Genomic DNA, 22,173 nt, shown 5'->3' on the forward strand with positions numbered 1-22,173 from the left:
GACGGAGAAGCGACGTGAGGAATGTGGACGCTGGTTCCCTCCGCGGCGGGTCCGCACGGCGTCTGTCCGGGTGAGGAGGGCGATCCGTTGACGACTGAGGACCGCACCCGGGACGGCTTCGCCGACTTCGTCCGGGCCGAAACCGCCGGGCTGACCCGGTTCGCATACCTGCTGACCGGCGACCGGCACCACGCCGAGGACCTGGTTCAGGTGGCGCTGGCTCGGGTCGCGGTGCGCTGGGAGCGGGTGGACGACCCACCCGCCTACCTGCGTCGGGTGCTCTGCACCCAGGCGGCCAGTTGGTGGCGGTGGCGGCGGGCCCGCCCACCGGAGCGGCTGGGCGGGGTGCTGCCGGAGCGGGCCGGCCCGGGTGACGATCCCGACCTGCGGCTGGTGCTGTCAGCGGCGTTGGCCCGGCTGACCGTGCGGCAGCGCGCGGTCCTCGTCCTGCGCTACTACGAGGACCGCACCGAGACCGAGACGGCGGCGCTGCTCGGCTGCCGGGTCGGCACCGTGAAGAGTCAGACCCGGCACGCTCTCGGCCGGCTGCGCGTCCTCGCGCCCGAGCTGGCCGAGCTGGTCGGCCGTGCCCCGCAGGAGGTGACCCGATGACCGCCCGGCTCTCCGAAGCGCTGCGCGGCCTCGCCGACGACGTGCCGCCGGCACGCGTACCGGACGGGCTCTTCGACGCGGCGCGGACCCGGCACCGCCGTCGCCGGGCCGCCGTCGCCGGCGTGCTCGCCGTCCTGGTCCTGCTCCTCGGCACCGGGTACGCGCTGCACCCGGTGGCCCTGCCGATGCCCGCCAGCCCGCGGCACGACACCCCGGGCCTGCCCACTCGGCTCGTCGACCCGCCGCTGCGGACCGCCTCGGTACGGGACTCGGCTCCCGGCGCGGCGGCGATGCTCTTCGGTGGCCCGGCCGTGCGCACCGACTGGTTCGAGACCCGGATGGGTGTGGTGGCCGCCGACGGGGACCGCTACCGGGTGCTGGACGTTGGTTCGGTCGTCGCGGGCTTCGAGGCGTTGCTCTCCCCGGACGGCCGGTACGTCTCGGCCGGCCCGTCCCTGCTCGACCTGAAGACCGGGAGGTTCACCCCGGGTCCCGCGGACGGCTACCCGCTCGCCTTCGCGCCGGACGGGAAGCGTCTCGTCTACGCCGACGACGAAACCTGGTTCACCCCGCCGAACACCTACAGCACTCCGTACGTCGGGGTCTACGACCGCGAACGTGGGACGGACGTGCTGCGGGTGCGTGTCGGCACCGCCTGGATCCCGGCGGGACGCACGGCCGCGCTGTCGCCGGACGGCGGTGACCTGGCCCTTCAGGTCCGCGACGAGGTCTGGTTGACCCGGGTGGCCGACGCGGGCGCCGATCGTGTCGCCGAGCCGTACCGCAGGCTGCCGTTGGCCGGCGGCCGGCTCGCCGGCGCGGGGTCCTGGCTGCCGGACGGGCGGTCGGTCGCCGTCCTGAACCGGTCCACCTGCACCGACTGCCCGGTGCCGTCCTACCGGCGCACCTGGACGCTGGCGCTGCGGTCCACTGTCGACGGCACGCCGTTGGTCGGCGCGGCCTTCCCGTCGTTGCCCTCCCGCAGCTTCGTGCAACTGCTCGGTTGGCGCTCGGCGGACGAGGCGGTCGCGCTGGTCGGCGTGCCGAGCCCGGAGGCGGTCGACCAGCCGGAGAGCCACGACATCGCCTGGGGCCCCTATCACGAGCCTGCCACGGAGGCGGTGGAGCTCGTGGTGCTGCGGCGGGGCGCACCCACGCCGGAGGTGCTCTTCCGCACCCCGCAGGGCATCACCGACCTGTCGGTCGCCGCCGACCTCGCGATCGCCGGCGCGGTACGCGAGTCCGGCCGTCCCGACTACGGGCCGCTGCCGTTCTGGGCGCTCGCGGTGGGGTTCGTCCTGGCGGTCCTGGTCGCCCTGCCCGTGCTGTCGCTGCTGCGACGCTGGCGTGCGAGCCGGCCCGGGCCAGCATCATCTGCTACGGGATCTGCACGCTGATCCTGCTGGAGGCGCCCGGCGGAGGCCGGGCCGCTCGCCGGGGCGCACCCACCGCCCTGCCGACCGACCCGACTCCGCTGCACGACTGATCGCAGGCCGCCCGGCCGGGCTACTCCGGGAGGCCCGCCACGTTACCGGGCCGGCCGCGCATGACGGCCCTGGCCGACAGCAGCGTCGTGGCCAGGGTCAGGCCGAGGGCGGCGGCGACCACGGTGAGAAGGATCCAACCGGAGCCGCCCGGTATCGCCGAGCCCAGCACGCTCACGCTCAACGGCACCAGGGTCAGCGCCGCGACCAGCCCGCCCAGGATGACGCCAGCCGACGAGACAAGTACCGCCTCCAGCGTCATCATCTGGATCACCTGTCGCCGGGTGGCCCCGATCAGCCGCTGGAGCATGAACTCCCGCCGTCGCTCGGTCGTCGCCAGCACCTGAGTGTTGATCAGGGCGATCGTCGCGTAGCAGACCACCACGCCAACCACCAGGAACGCCATCCACGTCTGGGTGTCGTCCTGGTCTGCCTGCCCGGCGGTGAGGACTTCCCGGCGGGTCACCCGCAGGCCGGGGTGCTGCTCGGCCAGCGCGGACAGGGTGCTGGCCAGCCGGACGCGATCCGTTCCGACGTCGGCGCTCACCATGACCTGCGTGACCAGCCCGGCGTCCGTGTGCCCGACCAGGAGCGACGCCGGGACCAGCGTGGTCTCGTAACCACCCCGCCCACCGATCGTGGCCACCAGCTTCAGTGCGACCCGGCTGCCGTCGCCGAGCCGCATCGCAATCGTGTCGCCGATGCTCCGTCCGCCGGCGTACCTGGTCGGCAGGGCGACGGTCTGCCCGTGCAGCGCGTCGAGGCTGCCGGTGGCCGCGCGGAAGGCCGTCGTCCGGTTCAGTCCCTCGGGCGTGACGCCCTGCATCGACAGCTCCGCGGGCTGCGACGCGTCGGATCCTTCTTCCCCGCCGCCGGTCGATGCGAGCGGGGCCACCTCTGTCGGCTCCAGGTATCCGGTGCTGGAGATCGCAGCGGAGGCAGCCGCGACTCCGGGCTGGTTCCTGATCGCGTCCACCATGCCGAGCGGCAGACCGCCTGCGTCGGAGGTGACCACCAGATCGGCTCGCAGGCCCTCGTCGAACGCCTTCTGCGCACCGTCGGACTGCGTGGTCTGCATGTAGATCAGACCGGTGGCCAGGCCGGTCGCGAGCATGACCGGCATTACCGCGGCGGCCAGCCGCGCCGTGCGTACCTCCGCGTTACGGGTGGCCAGATGCCCGGCGAGCCCGAATACCAGGCGCACCGGCCGGCGCAGTCCAGCCGTGATGGCCCGGGACAGTACCGGGCCGAGCAGGCCGAAGCCGACAGTCCACACCAACGCCGCCGGAGTTGCCACACTTGCCGCGTCCGGGCCGTCCATCCGGGCGGTGGCCACGGCCAGGGCGGCGCCGCCGCCCAGGCACAGAAGACCGGCGATCAGTCGGACGCCGCTGAACCAGCGGCGTTGGAGGGAGGCTTCGGAGAGTGCCTCGGTCGGCCGGGTGCGTGCCGCCCCGTTCGCCGCTATGAACGCGGCGCCCACCGCGGTGAGCAGCGCGGTGCCCACACCGATGATCACCGGGACGGATCCGGCGCGGTACTCGATGGCGTCCGGCACGACGCCCGCGTCGGCAAAGGCACCGAGCAGCCATCGGCCGAATCGAGCGCCGGGGTGGCAGGCCAGCGCGGTGGCGATCACGGCGAGGAACATCGTCTCGCCGAGGATCAGCCGGCGTAGCTGGCCCGGGGTGGTCCCGATCGCCCGGAGCAGGGCCATCTCCCGCTGCCGTTGCTGGATCGACAATCCGAGCGTGCCGGCCACCACGAATACGGTGACCATCAGCGACAGGCCGCCGAAGGCTGCGGCGAGGGGGATCAGATCGCCGCCTTCGGCGAGGACGTCGGGGTTCTCGGCCCGGCCGCGTTCGTCTCCGGTCATCACGGCGATGGGCTGCTCCTGCCCCGCGACTGCCTTCCGCACGCCCTCGGCGACCTGGCGGATATCAGCTTCGGGAGTGGTGAACACGCCGATCGAGTCGACAGTGCCGGGACGTCCGGAGATCTGGTCGGCTTCCGGGTCGGAGAGGAAGATATCGCTCTGGTCGCGGGCGCTGGTGGCGAGGCCGGAGATCTCGTACCGCTTGGCGCTGCCGTGGACCAGGAGCTCGATCTGCCCGCCGGTACGCAGTCCGGCCTGCTTGGCCAGGTGCGTACCGAGGACGATCTGGCCGGGCCCGGAGGGTGGGGCGCCGTCGGCGATCCGGTACGGCGTGAGCTGGGCGGAGGACCAGCCGTGGCCGGTGACCTTCGCGCCGGCTGCCCGGCCGGTGCGTGGGGCCAGGGCGGCCGGGAACGAGATGTCCTTCGCCGTGTCGGTGACACCGGGGACCGATGCGATCCGGTCGGCCAACGTCGCGTCCAGGTGGATGCGTTCGGGGTACACCAGGTCGCGCTGAGTATCGACATAGCGCTGGTCGCCGGTGACCACGATCGGTGCGGCGGCGAGGCGCAGGGGTGGAGCCGCGTTGTGTATGCCGGTTTCGAGCAGCCCGCCGCAGCCAATCACGATCATTGCACCGAAGGACAGGGCGATGAACGACGCGATGAAACCGCCTTTGTGGAAACGCAGGGTGCGTAGCGCGATCCCGATCATCGGAGCACCTCGTGTCCTGCCTGCTGGGCAACGGTCCGGCTGCCCCAGGCGCCGAGGTGGGTCAGGCGCGCGGCGACCTGGTCGGCGGTGGGCCGATCCAGCGAGCCGACGATCCGGCCGTCGGCGAGGAACACGACGCGGTCGGCGTGGGCGGCCGCCACCGGGTCATGGGTGACCATCACGATCGTCTGGTCCGACTGCTCGACCGCCTCACGCAGCAGCGTCAGCACCTCGCTCGCGGTGTAGGTGTCCAGCGCGCCGGTGGGCTCGTCGCCGAAGATCACCGCGGGTCGGGTGATCAGCGCTCGTGCGATGGCGACGCGCTGCTGCTGCCCGCCGGAGAGTTCACCCGGTCGACTGTTGCGCCGATCGCCCAAGCCGACCCGTTCGAGTACGTCGTCGACCGCGGCGAGCTTTGGCCGCTGCCCGGCCAGCCGCAGCGGCAGGGTGACGTTGTCCACCACGCTCAGCGCTGGGAGCAGGTTGAAAGCCTGGAAGATGAAGCCGATCCGCTCGCGGCGGAGCTTGGTCAGCTCGCGTTCCCCGAGCGGTGCGAGATCCACGCCGTCGAGCAGGATGGATCCCGACGTCGGCCGGTCGAGCCCGGCCGCGCAGTGCAGGAAAGTGCTCTTGCCCGAACCAGAGGGGCCCATCACCGCGGTGAAGGTGCCTCGGTTCAGGCCAATGCTCACATCGTCGAGGGCGGTCACGGCGTTCATCGTGCCGCCGTAGACCTTGCGTACGGATTCAAGCCGTACGACTTCCTGGGCGTGCGGGTCCGGCGTCCTGTTGTTCATGGGGTCAATGCTGGTCGTGGGCCTGCCGCCGCCGACAGCCTCGACTGATTGAACCTCGGGTCCACCAGTCGACGTACCCGAGGTTCCATCTCTCGATGCTGTTGGCGTAGGCAGGCCCGCGACCAGCATTCAGGCATGAGAGATCTCCCCGTACGGATGGCTCGATGGAGCGCTGGACACCCTTGGCGCGCGATTGTCGGCTGGCTCCTGTTCGTGCTGCTGTGCCTGGGCGCCGGGGTGGCCGTCGGCGGCAACCCGGCCACCACAGAGGACTTCCGCATCGGCGAGGCCGGCCAGGCCGAGGCGATGGCTGCCGAGGGCGGTCTGCAGCAGCGGCCGGTGGAGCGCGTCCTGATCACCGCGAAGCCCGGTACCGGTCGATTGGATGTCGTCGCGGCCGACGCCGCCGCCCGCGACGCCGCCGCGCGGATGAGCAGGCTCCCCGAGGTCCGATCAGTGGCCGAGCCGGTCCGTGCGGCCGACGAATCGGCGGTGCGGGTTGACGTCACGCTGAACGGCCCGGAACTCGACGGCAAGAAGCACGTCGACCCGCTGCTCGCGCAGACCGCCGAGGTGCAGCGGGCCAACCCGGGGCTGCGGGTGGAGGAGGTCGGCTCCCCATCAATCAGCAAGGGCGTGGACAAGCTCCGAGGAGATGATCTCTCTCGTACCGAAATGATCGCTCTGCCGGTCACGATGATCACGCTGCTGTTGGTCTTCAGCTCCGTAGTGATGGCGCTGGTACCGCTGCTCCTCGCGCTCTCCTCCATCGCGGCGGCCATCGGTCTGGCGATGCTGGCCTCGCACGTCTTCCCGGACGCCGGCGTCGGCACCAACGTCATCCTGATGATCGGTCTGGCCGTCGGCGTCGACTACACCCTCTTCTACCTCAAGCGAGAGCGGGAGGAACGGGCCAGGAGCGGCGGCCGGCTCAGCCCGCGGGTGGTGGTGGAACTCGCCGCGGCCACCTCGGGACGGGCCGTCGTACTCTCCGGTTTCGCCGTCGCCATCTCCAGCGCGACGCTGTACCTGGCCGACGACGTCATCTTCTCCTCGATCGCCACCGGAGCGATCGTGGTCACCCTGGTCGCCGTGGTCAGCTCTCTGACCGTGCTGCCCGCCCTGCTTGCCAAACTCGGCGAGCGCGCCGAGCGCCGTGCGGTGCGCAGAGCGGCCAGGGCGGCCCGGCGCGGCGCGGCCGTACGGGCCAAGAAGTCACCGAGGCCCGGCGCCGGTCGGCTCACCGCCGCCGTGCTGCGCCCCGTCGTCAACCACCCCGCCGCCACGCTGGCCGTCACGGTCCTCGCCATGCTGGCCCTGGCCACGCCATTACTGGGCTTGAAACTGACGGACATGGGCCGCGAGACGCACTCCCGTTCGATCGGCGCCATGCAGACGTACGACCGCCTCAACGCGGCGTTCCCGGACCTGATGGCGATGCACCAGGTGGTCGTACGCGCCGACGCCAGCCGGGCCGACGAGGTGGCCGCGGCGCTGGGTGAACTCGCCACGGAGGTGCGGGGCGACCCGCGGTTCAGCGGTACGGCCGAGCTGCGCACCTCGCCGGACCGACGGATCACCATGCTCCAACTGGCGGTGCCGCACTACGTGAGCAGCGACGAGGCCCAATCCTCACTCCGGCAGCTCCGCAAGGAGTACGTCCCCAACACCGTTGGCGGGGTGCCCGGCGCGCTGACCGCGGTCACCGGTGACGTCGCCCGCTACGCCGACTATCCCGAGCATCAGAAGCAGAAGCTGCCGCTGATCATCGCGGCCCTGCTGCTCGTCACGTTCGCGATGACGGTGTGGGCGTTCCGTTCCCTGACACTCGGCGTGGTCGGCGTCCTGCTGAACCTGCTCTCGGCCGGTGCCTCGCTCGGCGTACTCGTGCTGGTCTTTCAGAACCGGTGGGCAGAGGGTCTGTTCGACTTCACCTCCACCGGGTCGATCGGCTCCCGGGTGCCGCTGTTCCTGTTCGTCATCCTCTTCGGCCTGTCGATGGACTACCAGGTGTTCGTGATCAGCCGGATCAGAGAGGCCGCCATGAGCGGTATAACCACCCGCCAGGCCGTGATCGATGGCATCAGCAGTTCGGCCGGCGTGGTCACCAGCGCCGCCATCGTGATGGTGACGGTGTTCGCCAGCTTCGCCGCGCTGCACCTGATCGAGATGAAGCAGATCGGATTCAGTCTGACGGTGGCCGTACTGCTGGACGCCTTTGTCATCCGGATGCTGATCCTGCCGGCGCTGATGTTGCTGCTCGGCGAGGCCAACTGGTGGCCGGGGCGGGGGATACGCCGGGGACCGGGTTCGGGCCCGGTCGACCGACCGATGGCGAAAGTACGCTGACCTCATGGTTGCGCGGCAGGAGACTCACGGCTGGTCCGCCCCAGGCAGGTTCCGCCGCTGGAACGCTGTCTCCTGGGTGCTCCTGGGCCTGTCGCCGGCGGCCGTTGCCCTGGCGCACGAGCCCGAGGTGCGAGCCGATTGGGCGTTGTGGCTGCTGGCGCTGCTCGGGCTCTGCTACGGGGTTGTGCTGGCCCTGCCACGCAACCCCGTACTGGTCCATCGGACCTTTCTGGTCGTGCTGGTCCTCGGCCTCGGGGGGATGTCCTACGCGCTGGGTGGCGCCGCCTCGTTGTTCGTGTTGTCGCTGCCGCACTTCTGGATCTACACCCGCGGCCCGCGGTCCGCGATCGTGCTGAGCGGGCTCGCGGCGGTGGCCACGGTGTTCGCCGGGACACTGCGGCAGGGATGGAGCCCGCAGTTCCTCAACGGCAACGTCGTCTTCACCATTCTCGGTTACCTGGCGGGCGTGGCGATCGGACTGTGGGTGCACCACATCTCCGGGCAGAGCGACGAACGGGCCAAGCTGCTGGGCGCCGAGCTGGAGCGCGCCCAGCGGCGGCTGGTCGAGGCCCACCAGCGGCAGGGCGCCGCGGACGAACGCGAACGGCTCGCACGGGAGATCCACGACACCCTCGCCCAGGGATTCGCGTCCATCATCGTGCTGGCGGAGGCGGCCCGTTCCGGCATCGGCACCGATCCGGCGAAGAGCGCCCAGCAGCTTCTCTCGATCGAGCAGACCGCACGCGAGAACTTCGCCGAGGCGCGGGTGCTGGTCGGCTCCGCCCCGCAGAGCGGCGTCGCCCCCGGCTCGGTCGCCCGGACCCTGCGCCGGACCCTGGACCGGTTCACCCAGGACACCGGGCTCACCGTCAGCGCCGAGCTGCCGGATATCGACTGCGACCAGACGGCCCGAATCGCGCTGTTGCGCTGCACCCAGGAGTCGCTGGCCAATGTGCGCAAGCACGCCGCCGCCTCCACTGTGGGTGTGGTCCTGGCGCAGTACCCGGACGGTGTGGAGCTGGAAATCACCGACGACGGCCGCGGCTTCGTGGTCGAGGACTCCCGAGGCTTCGGCCTCGACGGCATGCGCAAGCGCCTGGCCGAACTCGGCGGCGAACTCACCGTCACCAGCTCCGTCGGCGACGGCACCCGTGTCCTCGCCACCATCCCCAGCAATGCTCAGGAGTGACATGACAGAGGACAGCATCCGCGTCATCGTGGTGGACGACCACGCGGTGATGCGCGCCGGAGTCGTCGCCCTACTGGCGCCGGAGCCCACCGTCGCCATCGTCGGCCAGGCGAGTAACGGCAGGGAAGCAGTCGAACTCGTCGAATCCCTCGCTCCCGACGTGGCGCTCATCGATCTGCGGATGCCCGTCCTCGACGGCGTGGCCGCCACCATGGAGATCGTCGCGAGCCGGGCCGCGACCCGGGTGCTGATCCTCACCACCTACGACACCGACGTGGAGATCGAGCGCGCGGTCGAGGCCGGCGCGGTCGGCTACCTGCTCAAGGACACCACCCGCGAGCAGCTCGTCGACGCCATCCGGGCCGCGGCCCGCGGCGAGACCGTCCTGGCCCCACGGGTGGCCCAACGGCTGGTGGCACGGATGCGGCGGCCGACCCCGGTGGTACTGACCGCGCGGGAGCTGGACGTACTGAACGCAGTGGCCGACGGTCTCTCCAACGCCGACATCGGCCGGCGGTTGGTCATCGCGGAGGCGACGGTGAAGACACACCTGCTGCGCGTCTTCGCCAAGCTCGACGTCAGCGACCGTACCCACGCGGTGGTCCTGGCCCTGGAACGGGGTCTGCTGGTACGTCCGGTTCGCGACGCGCTGTTCGGTGGCGACTAGAGCTCGTGGACCTCGATGACCCGGGTGGTCGGTGCGGATTCGCCGAGCGCGGAACGCAGGGCCGTCCGCTCCGGGTCGACGAGGAACGCCTCGTAGCCGGCCCGGGCGTCGAACCGGATCACGTGCACCTCGGTCTGCCCGCCGGTGCCGCGCAGCCGCCGTTCCAGGTGGCCGCCGTGCCGCCCGAGCAGGGCCAGCACGGCGTCCTCATAGCGTTGCCCGGCCGCCTCGGCTCCGACGGGAAACTCGACGATCGCGGCGAACGTCAGCATGGCGGCGCTACTCCTCAATACCGACGGCTTTGGCGCTGGCCGTCCAGAGCCGGGCGGCGAGCTGCGGATCGGCCGCCTTGCGGTACGGCCGACGCAGCCGACGGTCGGCGTAGTAGCCCCCGTCGACCAGCCGCGAGCGATCCTGGTTGGCCAGCCACACCAGGGTCTCGGCACCCTTCTCCGGGCTGCGGAACGGCATGATCCGCATGCCGAACGCCACCAACTTGCTGTCGTTCGCGAACCGGGTGCGCACCACGCCCGGGTGGAAGCTGTACGCGGGAATGCCCGGCCAGCGCCGGGCCGCCTCGGCGGTGAACAGGACGTTCGCCTGCTTGCTGGTGCCGTACGCGCCCATCGGTCGGTAGCCGCGCAGCGGGGCGTTCAGGTCGTCCGGGTCGAGTGTGCCGAAGCGGTGTGCGCCGGAGGCCGTCACCACTATCCGGCCCACCCGGTCGGCGAGCAGGTTGGTCAGCAGGAACGGGGCCAGGTGGTTGGCCTGGATCGAGATCTCGAAGCCGTCGACGGTGGTGAGCGGTTGCAGCGCGATGGCCCCGGCGTTGTTGGCGAGCACGTCGATCCGGTCGTACGCGTCGCGTAGCCGCTCGGCGAGCCGGCGTACGTCGTCGAGGACCGCGAAGTCGGCCCGGAACAGCTCCGGACGCTCGCCCGAGTTCTCCCGTACCCGCTCGGCGGCGGCCTGTAGGCGTGCCGGGTCCCGCCCGACCAGCACCACCCGGTCACCCCGGCAGGCCAGGTGCACGGCCGCGGCCAACCCGATGCCGGAGCTGGCCCCGGTCACCACCACCAGTCGACGCTCAGTGAGATCTTCCACAGGTCCATTCACCCCGGTCATGGCGCGAGGTTACCGTGGCGTCACAACGCCCTTTGGGATCGTTAAGGTCTCGGATCTGTCGTCAGGTGGCGTCGGCATGCCCGCCGGACGCTGGAAGGAGCGCACCCATGGCCGCAGTCGGTCGCCCCCGCAGGTCCTGCCTCGCCGTGCCGGGTTCCAGCGTCAAGATGCTCGCCAAGGCGCAGGGGCTACCGGCCGACCAGGTCTTCCTCGACCTGGAGGACGCAGTCGCCCCACTGGCCAAGCCGGACGCGCGGAAGAACATCGTGGCCGCGCTGAACGAGGGTGACTGGGCCGGCAAGACCCGGGTGGTCCGGGTCAACGACCTGACCACCCCGTGGACCTACCGGGACGTCATCGAGGTCGTCGAGGGCGCCGGCGCGAACCTGGACTGCATCATGCTGCCGAAGGTGCAGAACGCCGCCCAGGTGCACTGGCTGGACCTGACGCTCACCCAGATCGAGAAGACGCTCGGCCTGGAGGTCGGCCGGATCGGCATCGAGGCGCAGATCGAGAACGCCGCCGGTCTGGTCAACGTGGACACGATCGCCGCCGCCTCGCCGCGCGTGGAGACCATCATCTTCGGCCCGGCGGACTTCATGGCGTCGATCAACATGAAGTCGCTGGTGGTCGGCGCGTTGATCCCGGACTATCCGGGCGACCCGTACCACTACATCCTGATGCGGATCCTGATGGCCGCCCGGATGCACGACAAGCAGGCCATCGACGGCCCCTTCCTGCAGATCCGCGACGTCGACGCGTTCCGCGAGGTGGCCAAGCGCTCGGCGGCGCTGGGCTTCGACGGCAAATGGGTGCTGCACCCGGGTCAGATCGACGCCGCCAACGAGGTCTACCAGCCGGCGCAGGCCGACTACGACCACGCCGAGCTGATCCTCGACGCGTACGAGCACTACACCTCGGAGGCCGGCGGCCGGCTCGGCGCCGTGATGCTCGGCGACGAAATGATCGACGAGGCTTCCCGCAAGATGGCGCTGGTGGTCGCCGCCAAGGGCCGGGCCGCCGGGATGAGCCGTACCTCGACGTTCACCCCACCCGCAGAGTGACCGGTCGGGCCGGGACGACCGCCGCCGGCTGTCGAACCGGCCCGACAATCGGCGGTACGCCGATCAGCCCGCCGGTCAGTAGCTGCTGTCGTTGGTTGCGCCCGTCGTCACCGCGAAGATGATCGCGACGACGTAGAAGGCGATCAGCAGCGCGAGCAGCCCGGTGAGGATCCAGCCGATGATGATGGCGGCCTTCGCCATCCCCGCCCCGCCCTCGCCACTGAGCCGGATCTGCTTCTGAGCCACGTGCCCCAGGATCGCGCCGACCGGCGCGGTGATGCAGGACGCGATGCCGACCAGTGCGAGCACCAGCGCCGCGATCGCCATTCCGTTGGTCTTCTGCGCCGGCGGGTAGCCATAGCCGGGGTACTGCGGCGCGTAGCCGGGCGGGGCGTATCCAGGCGCGGTGTAACCGGGTGCGGCGTAACCGGGCACCGGCTGGCCCGCTGGCTGCGCCCCGGCGTACGGGTCGGCCGGCGCGTACGGGTCGGCGGGGCCCGGTTGGGCGGGCACCGGCTGGCCGGCCACGAGGGTCGGGTCCGGTGCGGGGCTCGACGGCTGGGCCGACCACGTTGGATCGGTCCAGTTGCCGGGCGGTGGGGGATTGGTCATACGAACTCTCCGTCAGGTCGGGGTGCGCTGTCAGGGTAGCCAGCACCGCCCAAACCCGACGCCCCCACTACCGGGTGCCGCGTTGCTCGGGCCGGTCGTAACGGGCAGGATCCTGGCATGGCATTTGACGCGCGCGCCGCGGACCGCTCCGGCAGCCGACCCAGACGGGACGTCAGCCGCCCGGGCGGGGCCCGGCGTGCCCGCGCGGCCACGCCGGCGGGCAGCCCCGGCCCCGACGAGCCGGTCGCGCTGGCCGACCCGGTGACCATGCGGCTCGACGGGCGGGTCGCCCTGGTGACCGGGGCGGGCAGCCCGGACGGCATCGGGTACGCCACCGCTCGGCGGCTCGCCGACCTGGGCGCTCGAGTGGCCATCGTCTCCACCACGCGGCGCATCCACGAGCGGGCCGGCGAGCTGGGGGTGACCGGTTTCGTCGCTGACCTGACCGACGAGTCCGAGGTCGGCGCGCTGGCCGACGCGGTCGCCGAGCAGTTGGGCGACGTCGAGGTGCTGGTCAACAACGCCGGCCTGGCCAGCCGGGCCAGCCAGGGTGTGCTGCGGCCGGTCGCGCAACTGACCTACGACGAGTGGCGCGGCGAGATCGACCGCAACCTGTCCACCGCCTTCCTGTGCAGTCGGGCGTTCATCGGTGGGATGGCCGAGCGGGGCTGGGGTCGCATCGTCAACCTGGCGGCCACGGCCGGCCCGGTCAACGCCCTGCCCACCGAGGCCGCGTACGCCGCGGCGAAGGCCGGGGTCGTCGGGCTGACCCGGGCGCTGGCGATGGAGATGATCGCCGATGGCGTGACCGTCAACGCGGTGGCGCCCGGCACCATCTATACCGCCGCGTCCACGATGGCCGAGATCAAGCAGGGGCTGGGCACCCCGGTGGGTCGACCCGGCACTCCGGACGAGGTCGCCGCAGCGATCAGCTTCCTCTGCTCGCCGGCCGCCTCGTACATCACCGGTCAGATGCTGGTGGTGGATGGCGGCAACAGCGTCCGTGAGGCCCGGTTCCGCTGACCTGACGGTCCATGTCGGACCATCCCGGGTCGCTGGTCAGTAGCCCCCGCTGTCACCGGTGTTGCCGATGGCGAGGAGGGCCAGCCAGCCGCAGCAGGCCAGCACGGTGATCCCGGTGAAGACGTAGCCGAGGATCAGCCCCCAGGTGGCGAGCTGGTCGCCTTCCTCGCCGCTGGTGCGGATCTGCCGTTTGGCCACGTGGCCGAGGACGGCGCCGGCCGGCGGAAACACGAAGGCGAACACCAGCGACAGGATCGCCAGCACGTTGGTGCCCCGACCCGGCCCGGACGGCGGTGGGCCGTACTGGGCGTAGGGGCCCTGCGGGGGGTACGGCGGCTGCTGGCTCCAGTGCGCCGACTGCTGCGGCCCCTGCTGCGCGTACGGCGACGGTTCGCCCGTCGGTGGCGCGTACGGCGATGGTTCGCCCGTCGGTGGCCCGTACGGCGACTGGTCCCTGGGTGGCTCGTAGGGTGACGGTGGTGGCTCGTCCGATGGCGGTCCCGACGGCGGTGGGTAGCTCACAGCTGTCCTCCTCCTGCCGGTGCCGGAAAAGTCCCTCTTGCCGGACGCTACCCGCAGCGGTGAACCTTTTCACAGCGGTTGTGTGGACTGGTCACCTTGGCCTCGTCGGCCCGGAGACCGATACTGACCAAGCGTTCAGTTACCCACGAGTAGTGCGCGGATCCCCGGAGGCTGAGATGGCCCGACTCGCCCAGACGCCCGGCCTGACCGATGTGCAACGGTCGATCCTGGAGACCGTTCGGGAGTTCGCCGACAAGGAGATCATTCCGCACGCCCAGCGGCTGGAGCACGCCGACGAGTACCCCACCGACATCCTCGACGGCATGCGCGAGATGGGGCTGTTCGGCCTCACCATCGACGAGGAGCACGGCGGGCTCGGCGAGTCACTGCTCACCTACGCGCTCGTGGTCGAGCAGCTGTCCCGGGGCTGGATGTCGATCTCCGGCATCGTCAACACCCACTTCATCGTGGCGTACCTGATCTCCCAGCACGGCTCCGCCGAGCAGAAGGCCCGCCTGCTACCGAAGATGGCCACCGGCGAGGTGCGGGGCGCATTCTCCATGTCCGAGCCCGAGACCGGCTCCGACGTCGCTGCCATCAAGTCCCGGGCCGTCCGCGACGGCGACCGCTACGTGCTCAACGGGCAGAAGATGTGGCTGACCAACGGGGCGTACTCCTCGGTGGTGGCCACCCTGGTCAAGACCGACACCGGCGCCGACTCGGTGTACGGCAACATGAGCACCTTCCTCCTAGAGAAGGAGCCGGGCTTCGGCGAGACCGCGCCCGGCCTCACCATCCCCGGCAAGATCGACAAGATGGGTTACAAGGGCGTCGAGACCACCGAGATGATCCTCGACGGCGTCACCGTGCCCGACTCGGCGATCCTCGGTGGTGCCGACAAACTGGGCCAGGGCTTCTACCAGATGATGGACGGTATCGAGGTGGGCCGGGTCAACGTTGCCGCCCGCGCCTGCGGCATCTCCATCCGCGCCTTCGAGTTGGCGGTCAGCTACGCCCAGCAGCGCAAGACGTTCGGCCAGCCGCTCGCCAAGCATCAGGCGATCGCCTTCAAGCTCGCCGAGATGGGCACGAAGATCGAGGCCGCGCACGCCCTCATGGTCAACGCCGCACGCCTCAAGGATGCCGGCCAGCGCAACGACGTCGAGGCCGGAATGGCCAAGCTGCTCGCCTCCGAGTACTGCGCCGAGGTCGTCCAGGAGGCGTTCCGCATCCACGGCGGCTACGGCTACTCCAAGGAGTACGAGATCGAGAGGCTGATGCGGGAGGCCCCGTTCCTGCTCATCGGCGAGGGCACCTCGGAGATCCAGAAGACCATCATCTCCCGCGGCCTGCTCAAGGAGTACAAGCTCTGACCCGCGTCAGTTGCTCGTCTCCCGGTGCTCGTTGTCCGACCGGGCCGGCCACGCCGGCTCCCTGGCCAGGTCCGCCGGACGGTTCCGGTACTCCTCGATCGCGGCGATGAGCCGGTCCTCCGGCACCGACGTGTCCCGCCCGCCAACCACCGGGGCGGGCTGCAGCGACCGCCAGACCGCCGGCCGCAGCCGTACGCCGTTCACCCGGGCGTCGCGCCGGTGCGGAACGACCCGGTCGATGTTCGTCCAGTCCAGGACCTTGCGACCGTGCCGGATCGCACTGGGAGTCAACGCGAGCCGGCCGGTGAACCGCGACTCGTCGTAGGCCGCCCGACCGAGCCATGCCGCGACCCCGACGGCGAGCACCGGGCGGACGATGTCGACCCATCGGCCCTGCTGGGGCAGGCTGGCCAGTAGAGCCGCCCCGATCACGGTCAGCATGAACAGCTCCGCCGCCAGGTCGACCCAGCCGGCGAGCGACCGGCGTGCCACCAGCCCGGGTTCGACCGTGTCCAGGCCGGCGACCCGCTCCCGCCAGTGGAGATTGCCGTCCCGCCGTGGCCACCATCGTCCGGTCAACCAGCGAACGCCGATGGTCAGCCACACAGCCAGGCTCACCGTGAAGGAATCGACCTGAGGCACCCGGAGCAGACCCCCGGCAGTCACCCCTGCCACCACCCCCGCGACCGCAAGCGCCAGGAACCGGCGGGGCCACAGCCCGTCACTCACCGAAGCCACGCGGCGCAGCCGCCCAAAAGACACCACCAAACCGTACGGCCCCCGCCCCCATCAGGTCGATCATGGAGTTGTGGTGGTGGATAGATGCGGCAAGTATCCGCGAATCTGGCACCACAACTCCATGATCGACCCGACCCGACCCCGACCCGACCCCGGCCCGGTGGGGCGGGGTCGGGCGGGTTAGGGGAGGCGGGTCAGGTTGGCGGCGGCGCGTTCGACGATCAGGCAGCGGTCTTCGACGTAGTCCATGCCGGCCTCCTCGGCGATTTTCCGCGCCTCGGCCGAGACGATGCCCAACTGCAGCCAGACCGCCGGGGCCCCGATTGCTGCCGCGTCCCGGACCACCTGCACGGCGTCGGCCGCCGGCCGGAACACGTCCACCAGGTCGACCGGGTGCGGGATGTCAGCGAGCGTCTTGTACGCCCGTTCCCCGAACAGTTCGTCGACCGTCGGGTTGACCGGGATGATGCGCCAGCCGTACTGCTGCATCTGCAGCGGGACGCCGTGCGCGGCCTTGAACGGGTCGCGGGACGCTCCCACGACGGCGATCACGGCGGAGTCGGCGAGGATCTGCTGAGCGGTACGCACCCGCCGACTGTAGCGCTGACCTCGCGTCAGATGTCACGCGAAGATCCGGGTCGGCAATCCAAGACCGTTCGTCGGTTGCCGCGCGGGGATGGCTAGGGGTGGGCAGGTGCGGTGGCCTTCACGTCGCCCTTGGTGGTTTTGCCAGCGCCGCTCTTCGTGTAGCCGGCCGGCGGCGTGAGGTCGAAGTGGCTCAGGTTCTCGTCCGTGCGGGGCAGCCACTCGAAGGTGCTGACCTCTGCCTTGTCGGTCACCTGTCCGCTCTTGTCGGCGACAGCCTTGTAGGGCAGGAACGAGGCTGCGTCCACCCAGAGTTCCACGGTGTAGGTGGCCGTTGCCGCCTTCAACCGCAGGTGCACCGTGTCGTGTCCGCCCACCTGTTCATGGCCCACGATCTCCAGGTCTCCCTTGTCGAGCCAGGCCCTGATGCTCGCCGGGTCGTTCGGAACGATGACTTCGCCTGTCGCGTCCTCCGGCGAACCGGTGTCTTCGAAGTACGTCCGGTCGAGGTGGTTGACCTGGATACTGCTCAGTTTTCCGTCGGCGACGGTCGTCATCAGCGAGGAGTTCGGGCTGCCGTCGGCCTGATACATGTCGACCCGGTAACGCCCGGTCTGCTTGTCCGTCCAGGTGTCGTACGAGCCGCCCTCGTAGGCGTCGTGCACCTTCATGACGTACTTGTCCGCGTCGTCCAGTGCGGCCCGGGTTTGCGCGCTGACGTAGGCGACGTCGCGCATCTGCAACGGGCGAGACCTGTCAGTCGAGCTGGTGGAGGCCCCGAACGGTTGCCCGGTGCTGTAGTCAACCGTGCTCAGTGCGACACCACCGGCGGCGAGACCGGCCAGAGCGAAGGCGCTCGCGGTCGCGATCGCCGGGCGGCGCAGAAACCAGCGTTTCGCGGCCGGGCGCCGGTACATGGACCCGTTGCGGAGCGCGTGCCGGATCCGGTCGGTCGCGTCCGGCGGAGCGCCGGTCAGGTCCTCGCGGAAGGCGACCAGTAGTTCGACGCCTGCGTTGTCGGGTTCGGAACTGTTGTTCATGCGTTTCCTTCATTCACAGAGGTGGACGGTGCGTAGTGGGCGGGCAACGCGACCCGCAGGCGTGCCTTGGCCCGGTGGAGGCGGGACCGGACGGTTCCCGGTGCCAGGCCGAGCGCGGAGGCCAACTCCGGATAGTCCAGGCCGGCCCAGACATGCAGCAGGAGCAGATTGCGCTGGTCGTGCGGCATCGCGGCGAGCACACCGGCCAGTGCCTGCGTGGCGGCCTTGGCATCGAGCCGTTCGTTGGCCCGGTCAGCGAAGTTGTGCTGACCGGAACCACCGAGCGGGTCCGTACCTGACTTCTCCAATGCCCGCAGCCACCGCACCTCGGCACGGTGATGTTTGCGCAGCAGGTTGGTCAGGATGCCGAACAACCATGGGCGCGCGTTGACCACCGACGTGTCGTACCGGTCACGTAGCGAGAACGCGACCAGGAACGTCTCGGCGACCAGATCCTCGGCGAGTTGCCGTCCGACCCGGCGGGCGCTGAAGTCGTACAGCCAACCGCCGTACCGCTCGAACAGCTCCCCGAACAGTTCAGGTGCGCCGGAAACCAGGAACGCGTCCGAGCGCTCGGTCACAGGCATGTCCCGATGGTCTCCTCGTTTGACGGTGTCTTCATGCCTCGTTCTTGTCTGCCACCGCCGTCCAGGTTCCCGTCCATGTTCAGCCCATCACCGCGGTCAGACGGTGATGGCCGCGCACCCGTTCACGTCCTGTCATCAGCCACGTGTGGTCAGGGAGTGAGACCGATCAATGCTCAGGCAGATCGGGGCTGCCTCCCAGGCATGGGCTAGAGCAGGGTCAGCTGCTCGGCTGCCGACGGTGGCGGCGGCTCGGGCAGGTTGCGGTTGTCGCCCCGCTCGCCGCGGTGCAGCCCGTGCCGGCGGGCCGCGATCCGCACCCGCGCGGTCAACTCCCGCTGGTACGCCTGCGGTGCATAGGAGCCGGCCCGGTACAGCTCGCGGTAGCGGGGCACGAGGTGCGGATACTCCCGGGCGAGCCAGCGCGCGTACCACTCCCGAGCGCCGGGACGCAGGTGCAGGGGCAGGGCGGTCACGCTGGTGGCGCCGGCGGCGGCGATCGCTGAAACGGTGGTGTCGATCGACTCGTCGCTGTCGCTGAGGCCGGGCAGGATCGGCGCCATCAGCACGCCGACCGAGAAGCCGGCGTCGGTGAGCGCCCGGACCGCGTCGAGCCGGCGGCGTGGGTGTGGCGTGCCCGGCTCGACGGAACGCCAGAGGTGCTCGTCGACGAACCCCACCGAGAAGGAGATGCCGACCGAGGTCACCGCGGCGGCCTCGCGCAGCAGCGGCAGGTCCCGCAGGATCAACGTGCCCTTGGTGAGAATCGAGAACGGGTTGGCGAAGTCCCGTAGCGCGCTGATGATCTGCGGCATCAGCCGGTAACGGCCCTCGGCCCGCTGATAACAGTCGACGTTGGTGCCCATCGCCACGTGTGCGCCCCGCCATCTCGGCGCGGCCAACTCCCGCCGGACCAGCTCACCGGCATTGACCTTGACGATCACCTTTCGGTCGAAGTCCGCTCCGGCGTCGAGGTCGAGGTAGGTATGCGTATTTCTCGCGAAACAGTAAACGCATGCATGAGAACAGCCCCGGTACGGGTTGATGGTCCACTCGAACGGCACACGGGACTGCCCGGGCACCCGGTTGAGGATGGACTTGGCCTGGACCTCATAGAAGGTCATCCCGGCGAACTCGGGGGTGTCGAACGTGCGGGCGACGGCGCCGGGCAGCGCCAGCGGCAGGGGTGGTGTCGCTGGCGCTGCCCGCTCGGGGCCTCCCTCAACCGGGGGAGCGGTGAGGTTGTCCCAGCGCATGGGCACTATTCGAACACGTGTACGAGCCGAGCGCAAGTGACCCGCCGTACACCGGTGGTCGTCCGGGTGGTCGGGGAGAGGAGGATGGACACCATGGAGACGTCGACCTTCGTCTACGACGGGGACTGCGCGTTCTGCACGCGCTGCGCGGAGTTCATCGAGAGCCGCATCCCCACCGCCGCACGGGTGGTGCCGTGGCAGTTCGCCGACCTGGACGCGCTCGGCCTCACGGCCGACGAGTGCGAGGAGGCCGTGCAGTGGGTCGGCGCGGACGGCTCACGCGCAGCGGGTCCGGACGCCATCGCGAAGCTGCTCGCCGCGAGTGGCCCGCTCTGGCGCGTCGCCGGTGCCGGCCTGCGGTTTCCGCCGGTACGCGCTGCGGCCTGGCCGGTGTACCGCTGGGTGGCGCGCAACCGGCACCGACTGCCGGGCGGCACGGCAGCCTGCTCTCTGCCGCAGGAGGCCCGGGAACGGCTCTACGGCCCGACCGGTCGTCCGAGCGCCGGGGCCTGATCGCCGAGCGGCTCCGGTGCCGCACCGGCCCCGACCGGCTCTGGTGCCGCCCCGGCTCCCGCCGTGTCCTGGATCGTGCTGCCCGAGGTGTCGGGCGCGGGACGGCCGGCGAGCCGTCGGGCCCACACCAGCGGGCGGACCCGCTCCAGCGGCAGGAAGCTGGTCATCGCGGCCAGGTGCGGCGCGAACGAGATCGTGATGGTCGCGATGGTGACCGCGTGGAACGAGTAGAAGAAGCCGACCATGGCGAGCCGCCAGCGGGCGGGCAGTAGGAAGACCACGGGGCTGAGCAGCTCGAAGGCCACGATGCCGAACTGGGCGACGATCAGCAGGTACGGCACGTGGGCGATCAGGTCCGCCAGCTCGGTGCCGCGCCGGATGATCGCGCGGGCCAGGACCGAGCCGGTCAGCCAGTCCAGGCCGCCGAACCGCAGCTTGGCCCAGGCGGCCAGGAAGTACGTGCAGATCACCGCGATCTGGGTGACGCGCAGGGCCCAGCCGCCGGCTTCGGTGCGGGTGGTGTCGCCGTGGCGGGCTCGACCGGCGGTGGGCAGGACGGCCAGTGCGACGAGCAGCCCGAATCGGTCGTGGTCGACCTTCCCGTAGCTCATCGCGATGATCATCCACTCCAGGTACAGCGCGCAGACCGCCCAGCCGAGCAGTCGGGGCGCCCGTCCGGTCGCGGCGAGGAGCGCGAGCACCAGCAGCGACCAGAAGATCACCGCCACCAGCGCCGAGGTCGGCGTCGGCAGTGGGAGCAGGCGGCCGATCAACAGTGGTTGGTACAGGTCGCCGGGCACGCTGACCCGGGTGCGTACCCAGGGGGTGAAGATCACCAGGTCGGCGGCGACGAAGAGGTAGATCAGGGTCCGGAACGCGGCCACTCGGCCCCGGGGCACGGCCTCGGTCAGCCAGCGGCTCATCGTGGGGCCTGCCAGCGAACGACCGTCTGATCGGTGTGTTGGCCGGTCGGCCGGCCGGCGCGGATGCCGTGCCAGCGGATGACGATGCGAACCTCGACCAGTGCGGCGGCATCGGGGTGGCGTTCGGCGTACGCGTCGGCGACCTCGGTGAGCAGCGTCGGGTCGGCGGCGTAGCGGGCCTGCTGACCCTCGATCTCGGCCCGGCGGATGCCGGTCGCGTCCTGGTTGAGGTCGATCACGTCCCCGGTGCTGTTCACTCCCTCGACGCGGGTGTCGGGGGCGGGGTCGTTCGGCGGATTGGAGGTGGCGTACATCCGGAACGGCCCGAACGGGAAGTCGTCGTCGCTGCCCCAGAAGGTGCCGGCCAGCAGCAGGACGAGACCGACTGCGGTCGCGCCCAGCCGGGTCACGCGCCCGAGGGTGGTCAGGTTCTCCATCAGGTCGTGACGATACGGGATGTACCGACTGCGTCGGGTCCCTCCGATGGTCAGTTCCGGCTGCCCGGGCAGGTGATCATGCGAGCGTCCCCGGGGACGACGAAGGCCGGGCCCGCATCGGGGCCCGGCCTTCGAATGCCGTCGTGGAGACGACTCAGTGGTTGTGCTCGGCCAGCTGCTTGCGGACGTCGTCCATGTCCAGCGCCTCGACCTGCTCGATCAGGTTCTCCAGCGCGGACTCGGGAAGGGCGCCCGGCTGGGCGAAGACGATGACGCCGTCGCGGATCGCCATGATCGTCGGGATCGACCGGATGTCGAACTTGGCGCCCAGCTCCTGCTGGGCCTCGGTGTCGACCTTGCCGAAGACGATGTTCTGGTGCTTCTCCGAGGAGCGCTCGTAGACCGGGGCGAACCGCTTGCACGGACCACACCAGTCGGCCCAGAAGTCGACCAGGACGATGCCGTCGTTGCCGGTCACCTCGTCGAAGTTCGTCGAGGTCAGCTCAACGGTTGCCATTGCACTCTCCGATCACCGCGGTTTATCTACGTCCCGTAGAACCAGGGCTGACCGTATCGAATTCCCGGGCGGTGGGGCACGAAACGTGCTTGGGGCTGCTCGGGGGTGCCGAGGGTCATCGACCTACGTCTGTTCATACCGACGTGCGGAACGCAAATGCACGTCGCACT

Annotated in this window: 23 protein-coding genes; 9 read left to right on the forward strand and 14 right to left on the reverse strand. The window is 70.5% G+C overall.

What is annotated here, in order from left to right:
* Nucleotides 1–87 precede the first annotated feature (87 nt).
* Both HNR20_RS17455 and HNR20_RS17460 read left to right on the forward strand, forming a co-directional pair.
* Nucleotides 88–612 (forward strand): SigE family RNA polymerase sigma factor, encoded by a 525-nt coding sequence (locus tag HNR20_RS17455; RefSeq protein ID WP_229686992.1) that lies wholly within the window; start codon nucleotides 88–90, stop codon nucleotides 610–612.
* Complete coding sequence (locus HNR20_RS17460; protein WP_184181161.1) at nucleotides 609–2,009, forward strand: TolB-like translocation protein; 1,401 nt, start codon at nucleotides 609–611, stop codon at nucleotides 2,007–2,009. Before HNR20_RS17455 ends, HNR20_RS17460 begins: the two co-directional genes overlap by 4 nt.
* A 109-nt stretch (nucleotides 2,010–2,118) precedes the next feature.
* On the opposite strand, the gene HNR20_RS17465 is transcribed toward HNR20_RS17460, so the two are convergent.
* Complete coding sequence (locus HNR20_RS17465) at nucleotides 2,119–4,689, reverse strand: ABC transporter permease (RefSeq protein WP_184181163.1); 2,571 nt, start codon at nucleotides 4,687–4,689, stop codon at nucleotides 2,119–2,121.
* A complete protein-coding gene (locus HNR20_RS17470) occupies nucleotides 4,686–5,486 on the reverse strand; it encodes an ABC transporter ATP-binding protein (RefSeq protein ID WP_184181165.1) in 801 nt (266 codons plus the stop codon). Before HNR20_RS17470 ends, HNR20_RS17465 begins: the two co-directional genes overlap by 4 nt.
* Nucleotides 5,487–5,621: 135 nt before the next feature.
* On the opposite strand from HNR20_RS17470, the gene HNR20_RS17475 reads away from it, so the two are divergent.
* The 3 genes from HNR20_RS17475 to HNR20_RS17485 are packed head-to-tail and all read left to right on the forward strand — an operon-like array spanning nucleotide 5,622 to nucleotide 9,691.
* Nucleotides 5,622–7,835: an MMPL family transporter gene (locus HNR20_RS17475; protein WP_184181167.1), complete on the forward strand. Its 2,214-nt coding sequence runs from the start codon at nucleotides 5,622–5,624 to the stop codon at nucleotides 7,833–7,835.
* 4 nt (nucleotides 7,836–7,839) lie between these two features.
* Complete coding sequence (locus HNR20_RS17480; protein ID WP_184181169.1) at nucleotides 7,840–9,024, forward strand: sensor histidine kinase; 1,185 nt, start codon at nucleotides 7,840–7,842, stop codon at nucleotides 9,022–9,024.
* Between the two features lies 1 nt (nucleotide 9,025).
* A complete protein-coding gene (locus tag HNR20_RS17485; RefSeq protein ID WP_184181171.1) occupies nucleotides 9,026–9,691 on the forward strand; it encodes a response regulator in 666 nt (221 codons plus the stop codon).
* Here HNR20_RS17485 and HNR20_RS17490 read toward each other — a convergent pair.
* Both HNR20_RS17490 and HNR20_RS17495 read right to left on the reverse strand, forming a co-directional pair.
* The gene (locus HNR20_RS17490) at nucleotides 9,688–9,963 is read right to left on the reverse strand and encodes a hypothetical protein (RefSeq protein ID WP_184181173.1); all 276 of its coding nucleotides are present in this window, start codon (nucleotides 9,961–9,963) and stop codon (nucleotides 9,688–9,690) included. The genes HNR20_RS17485 and HNR20_RS17490 overlap by 4 nt on opposite strands.
* Nucleotides 9,964–9,970: 7 nt before the next feature.
* Nucleotides 9,971–10,795 (reverse strand): SDR family NAD(P)-dependent oxidoreductase, encoded by an 825-nt coding sequence (locus HNR20_RS17495; RefSeq protein WP_184188601.1) that lies wholly within the window; start codon nucleotides 10,793–10,795, stop codon nucleotides 9,971–9,973.
* Nucleotides 10,796–10,923: 128 nt separating this feature from the next.
* On the opposite strand from HNR20_RS17495, the gene HNR20_RS17500 reads away from it, so the two are divergent.
* A complete protein-coding gene (locus tag HNR20_RS17500) occupies nucleotides 10,924–11,880 on the forward strand; it encodes an HpcH/HpaI aldolase/citrate lyase family protein (RefSeq protein ID WP_184181175.1) in 957 nt (318 codons plus the stop codon).
* A gap of 75 nt (nucleotides 11,881–11,955) precedes the next feature.
* Here HNR20_RS17500 and HNR20_RS17505 read toward each other — a convergent pair whose 3' ends face one another.
* Nucleotides 11,956–12,492: a DUF4190 domain-containing protein gene (locus HNR20_RS17505; protein WP_184181177.1), complete on the reverse strand. Its 537-nt coding sequence runs from the start codon at nucleotides 12,490–12,492 to the stop codon at nucleotides 11,956–11,958.
* A gap of 117 nt (nucleotides 12,493–12,609) precedes the next feature.
* Here HNR20_RS17505 and HNR20_RS17510 point away from each other — a divergent pair, with 117 nt between their 5' ends.
* On the forward strand, nucleotides 12,610–13,515 hold the full coding sequence (locus tag HNR20_RS17510) for an SDR family NAD(P)-dependent oxidoreductase (RefSeq protein ID WP_184181179.1): 906 nt from the start codon (nucleotides 12,610–12,612) through the stop codon (nucleotides 13,513–13,515).
* 36 nt (nucleotides 13,516–13,551) lie between these two features.
* Here HNR20_RS17510 and HNR20_RS17515 read toward each other — a convergent pair whose 3' ends face one another.
* Nucleotides 13,552–14,037, reverse strand: coding sequence for a DUF4190 domain-containing protein (locus tag HNR20_RS17515; RefSeq protein ID WP_184181181.1), 486 nt, complete (start codon nucleotides 14,035–14,037; stop codon nucleotides 13,552–13,554).
* Nucleotides 14,038–14,213: 176 nt separating this feature from the next.
* Here HNR20_RS17515 and HNR20_RS17520 point away from each other — a divergent pair, with 176 nt between their 5' ends.
* On the forward strand, nucleotides 14,214–15,410 hold the full coding sequence (locus tag HNR20_RS17520) for an acyl-CoA dehydrogenase family protein (RefSeq protein ID WP_184188605.1): 1,197 nt from the start codon (nucleotides 14,214–14,216) through the stop codon (nucleotides 15,408–15,410).
* Nucleotides 15,411–15,416: 6 nt separating this feature from the next.
* Here the strand turns inward: HNR20_RS17520 and HNR20_RS17525 are convergent, their stop codons facing one another.
* The 5 genes from HNR20_RS17525 to HNR20_RS17545 form a co-directional block, all read right to left on the reverse strand.
* Nucleotides 15,417–16,172, reverse strand: a complete 756-nt coding sequence (locus HNR20_RS17525) for a hypothetical protein (protein WP_184181183.1) — start codon at nucleotides 16,170–16,172, stop codon at nucleotides 15,417–15,419.
* Nucleotides 16,173–16,328: 156 nt separating this feature from the next.
* The gene (locus tag HNR20_RS17530) at nucleotides 16,329–16,736 is read right to left on the reverse strand and encodes a CoA-binding protein (RefSeq protein ID WP_184181185.1); all 408 of its coding nucleotides are present in this window, start codon (nucleotides 16,734–16,736) and stop codon (nucleotides 16,329–16,331) included.
* Nucleotides 16,737–16,828: 92 nt separating this feature from the next.
* Nucleotides 16,829–17,773 (reverse strand): DUF2092 domain-containing protein, encoded by a 945-nt coding sequence (locus HNR20_RS17535; RefSeq protein WP_184181187.1) that lies wholly within the window; start codon nucleotides 17,771–17,773, stop codon nucleotides 16,829–16,831.
* On the reverse strand, nucleotides 17,770–18,360 hold the full coding sequence (locus HNR20_RS17540) for an RNA polymerase sigma factor (RefSeq protein WP_184181189.1): 591 nt from the start codon (nucleotides 18,358–18,360) through the stop codon (nucleotides 17,770–17,772). The genes HNR20_RS17535 and HNR20_RS17540 overlap by 4 nt, the downstream gene beginning before the upstream one ends.
* A 206-nt stretch (nucleotides 18,361–18,566) precedes the next feature.
* Nucleotides 18,567–19,613, reverse strand: a complete 1,047-nt coding sequence (locus tag HNR20_RS17545) for an Rv2578c family radical SAM protein (protein ID WP_184181191.1) — start codon at nucleotides 19,611–19,613, stop codon at nucleotides 18,567–18,569.
* Between the two features lie 93 nt (nucleotides 19,614–19,706).
* Here HNR20_RS17545 and HNR20_RS17550 point away from each other — a divergent pair, with 93 nt between their 5' ends.
* Nucleotides 19,707–20,126 (forward strand): thiol-disulfide oxidoreductase DCC family protein, encoded by a 420-nt coding sequence (locus HNR20_RS17550; RefSeq protein ID WP_184188607.1) that lies wholly within the window; start codon nucleotides 19,707–19,709, stop codon nucleotides 20,124–20,126.
* Here the strand turns inward: HNR20_RS17550 and HNR20_RS17555 are convergent.
* The 3 genes from HNR20_RS17555 to trxA all read right to left on the reverse strand — a co-directional run bounded on the left by HNR20_RS17555 (nucleotide 20,090) and on the right by trxA (nucleotide 22,003).
* Entirely contained in the window at nucleotides 20,090–21,049 is a 960-nt protein-coding gene (locus HNR20_RS17555; protein WP_184181193.1) for an HTTM domain-containing protein, read from the reverse strand. The two genes, HNR20_RS17550 and HNR20_RS17555, sit on opposite strands and share 37 nt — an antisense overlap.
* The gene (locus tag HNR20_RS17560) at nucleotides 21,046–21,486 is read right to left on the reverse strand and encodes a hypothetical protein (RefSeq protein ID WP_184181195.1); all 441 of its coding nucleotides are present in this window, start codon (nucleotides 21,484–21,486) and stop codon (nucleotides 21,046–21,048) included. Before HNR20_RS17560 ends, HNR20_RS17555 begins: the two co-directional genes overlap by 4 nt.
* A gap of 154 nt (nucleotides 21,487–21,640) precedes the next feature.
* Nucleotides 21,641–22,003 (reverse strand): thioredoxin, encoded by a 363-nt coding sequence (trxA, locus tag HNR20_RS17565; RefSeq protein WP_007455291.1) that lies wholly within the window; start codon nucleotides 22,001–22,003, stop codon nucleotides 21,641–21,643.
* Nucleotides 22,004–22,173 lie beyond the last annotated feature (170 nt).

Origin of the sequence: Micromonospora parathelypteridis, from assembly GCF_014201145.1 — a bacterium.
Classification (GTDB): Bacteria; Actinomycetota; Actinomycetes; order Mycobacteriales; family Micromonosporaceae; genus Micromonospora; species Micromonospora parathelypteridis.

Coding starts and splice junctions, on each gene's coding strand:
- HNR20_RS17460 (WP_184181161.1), top strand. CDS start 609: ATGACCGCCCGGCTCTCCGAAGCGCTGCGCGGCCTCGCCGACGACGTG.
- HNR20_RS17465 (WP_184181163.1), bottom strand. CDS start 4,689: ATGATCGGGATCGCGCTACGCACCCTGCGTTTCCACAAAGGCGGTTTC.
- HNR20_RS17470 (WP_184181165.1), bottom strand. CDS start 5,486: ATGAACAACAGGACGCCGGACCCGCACGCCCAGGAAGTCGTACGGCTT.
- HNR20_RS17475 (WP_184181167.1), top strand. CDS start 5,622: ATGAGAGATCTCCCCGTACGGATGGCTCGATGGAGCGCTGGACACCCT.
- HNR20_RS17480 (WP_184181169.1), top strand. CDS start 7,840: ATGGTTGCGCGGCAGGAGACTCACGGCTGGTCCGCCCCAGGCAGGTTC.
- HNR20_RS17485 (WP_184181171.1), top strand. CDS start 9,026: ATGACAGAGGACAGCATCCGCGTCATCGTGGTGGACGACCACGCGGTG.
- HNR20_RS17490 (WP_184181173.1), bottom strand. CDS start 9,963: ATGCTGACGTTCGCCGCGATCGTCGAGTTTCCCGTCGGAGCCGAGGCG.
- HNR20_RS17500 (WP_184181175.1), top strand. CDS start 10,924: ATGGCCGCAGTCGGTCGCCCCCGCAGGTCCTGCCTCGCCGTGCCGGGT.
- HNR20_RS17505 (WP_184181177.1), bottom strand. CDS start 12,492: ATGACCAATCCCCCACCGCCCGGCAACTGGACCGATCCAACGTGGTCG.
- HNR20_RS17510 (WP_184181179.1), top strand. CDS start 12,610: ATGGCATTTGACGCGCGCGCCGCGGACCGCTCCGGCAGCCGACCCAGA.
- HNR20_RS17520 (WP_184188605.1), top strand. CDS start 14,214: ATGGCCCGACTCGCCCAGACGCCCGGCCTGACCGATGTGCAACGGTCG.
- HNR20_RS17535 (WP_184181187.1), bottom strand. CDS start 17,773: ATGAACAACAGTTCCGAACCCGACAACGCAGGCGTCGAACTACTGGTC.
- HNR20_RS17540 (WP_184181189.1), bottom strand. CDS start 18,360: ATGCCTGTGACCGAGCGCTCGGACGCGTTCCTGGTTTCCGGCGCACCT.
- HNR20_RS17545 (WP_184181191.1), bottom strand. CDS start 19,613: ATGCGCTGGGACAACCTCACCGCTCCCCCGGTTGAGGGAGGCCCCGAG.
- HNR20_RS17550 (WP_184188607.1), top strand. CDS start 19,707: ATGGAGACGTCGACCTTCGTCTACGACGGGGACTGCGCGTTCTGCACG.
- HNR20_RS17555 (WP_184181193.1), bottom strand. CDS start 21,049: ATGAGCCGCTGGCTGACCGAGGCCGTGCCCCGGGGCCGAGTGGCCGCG.
- HNR20_RS17560 (WP_184181195.1), bottom strand. CDS start 21,486: ATGGAGAACCTGACCACCCTCGGGCGCGTGACCCGGCTGGGCGCGACC.
- trxA (WP_007455291.1), bottom strand. CDS start 22,003: ATGGCAACCGTTGAGCTGACCTCGACGAACTTCGACGAGGTGACCGGC.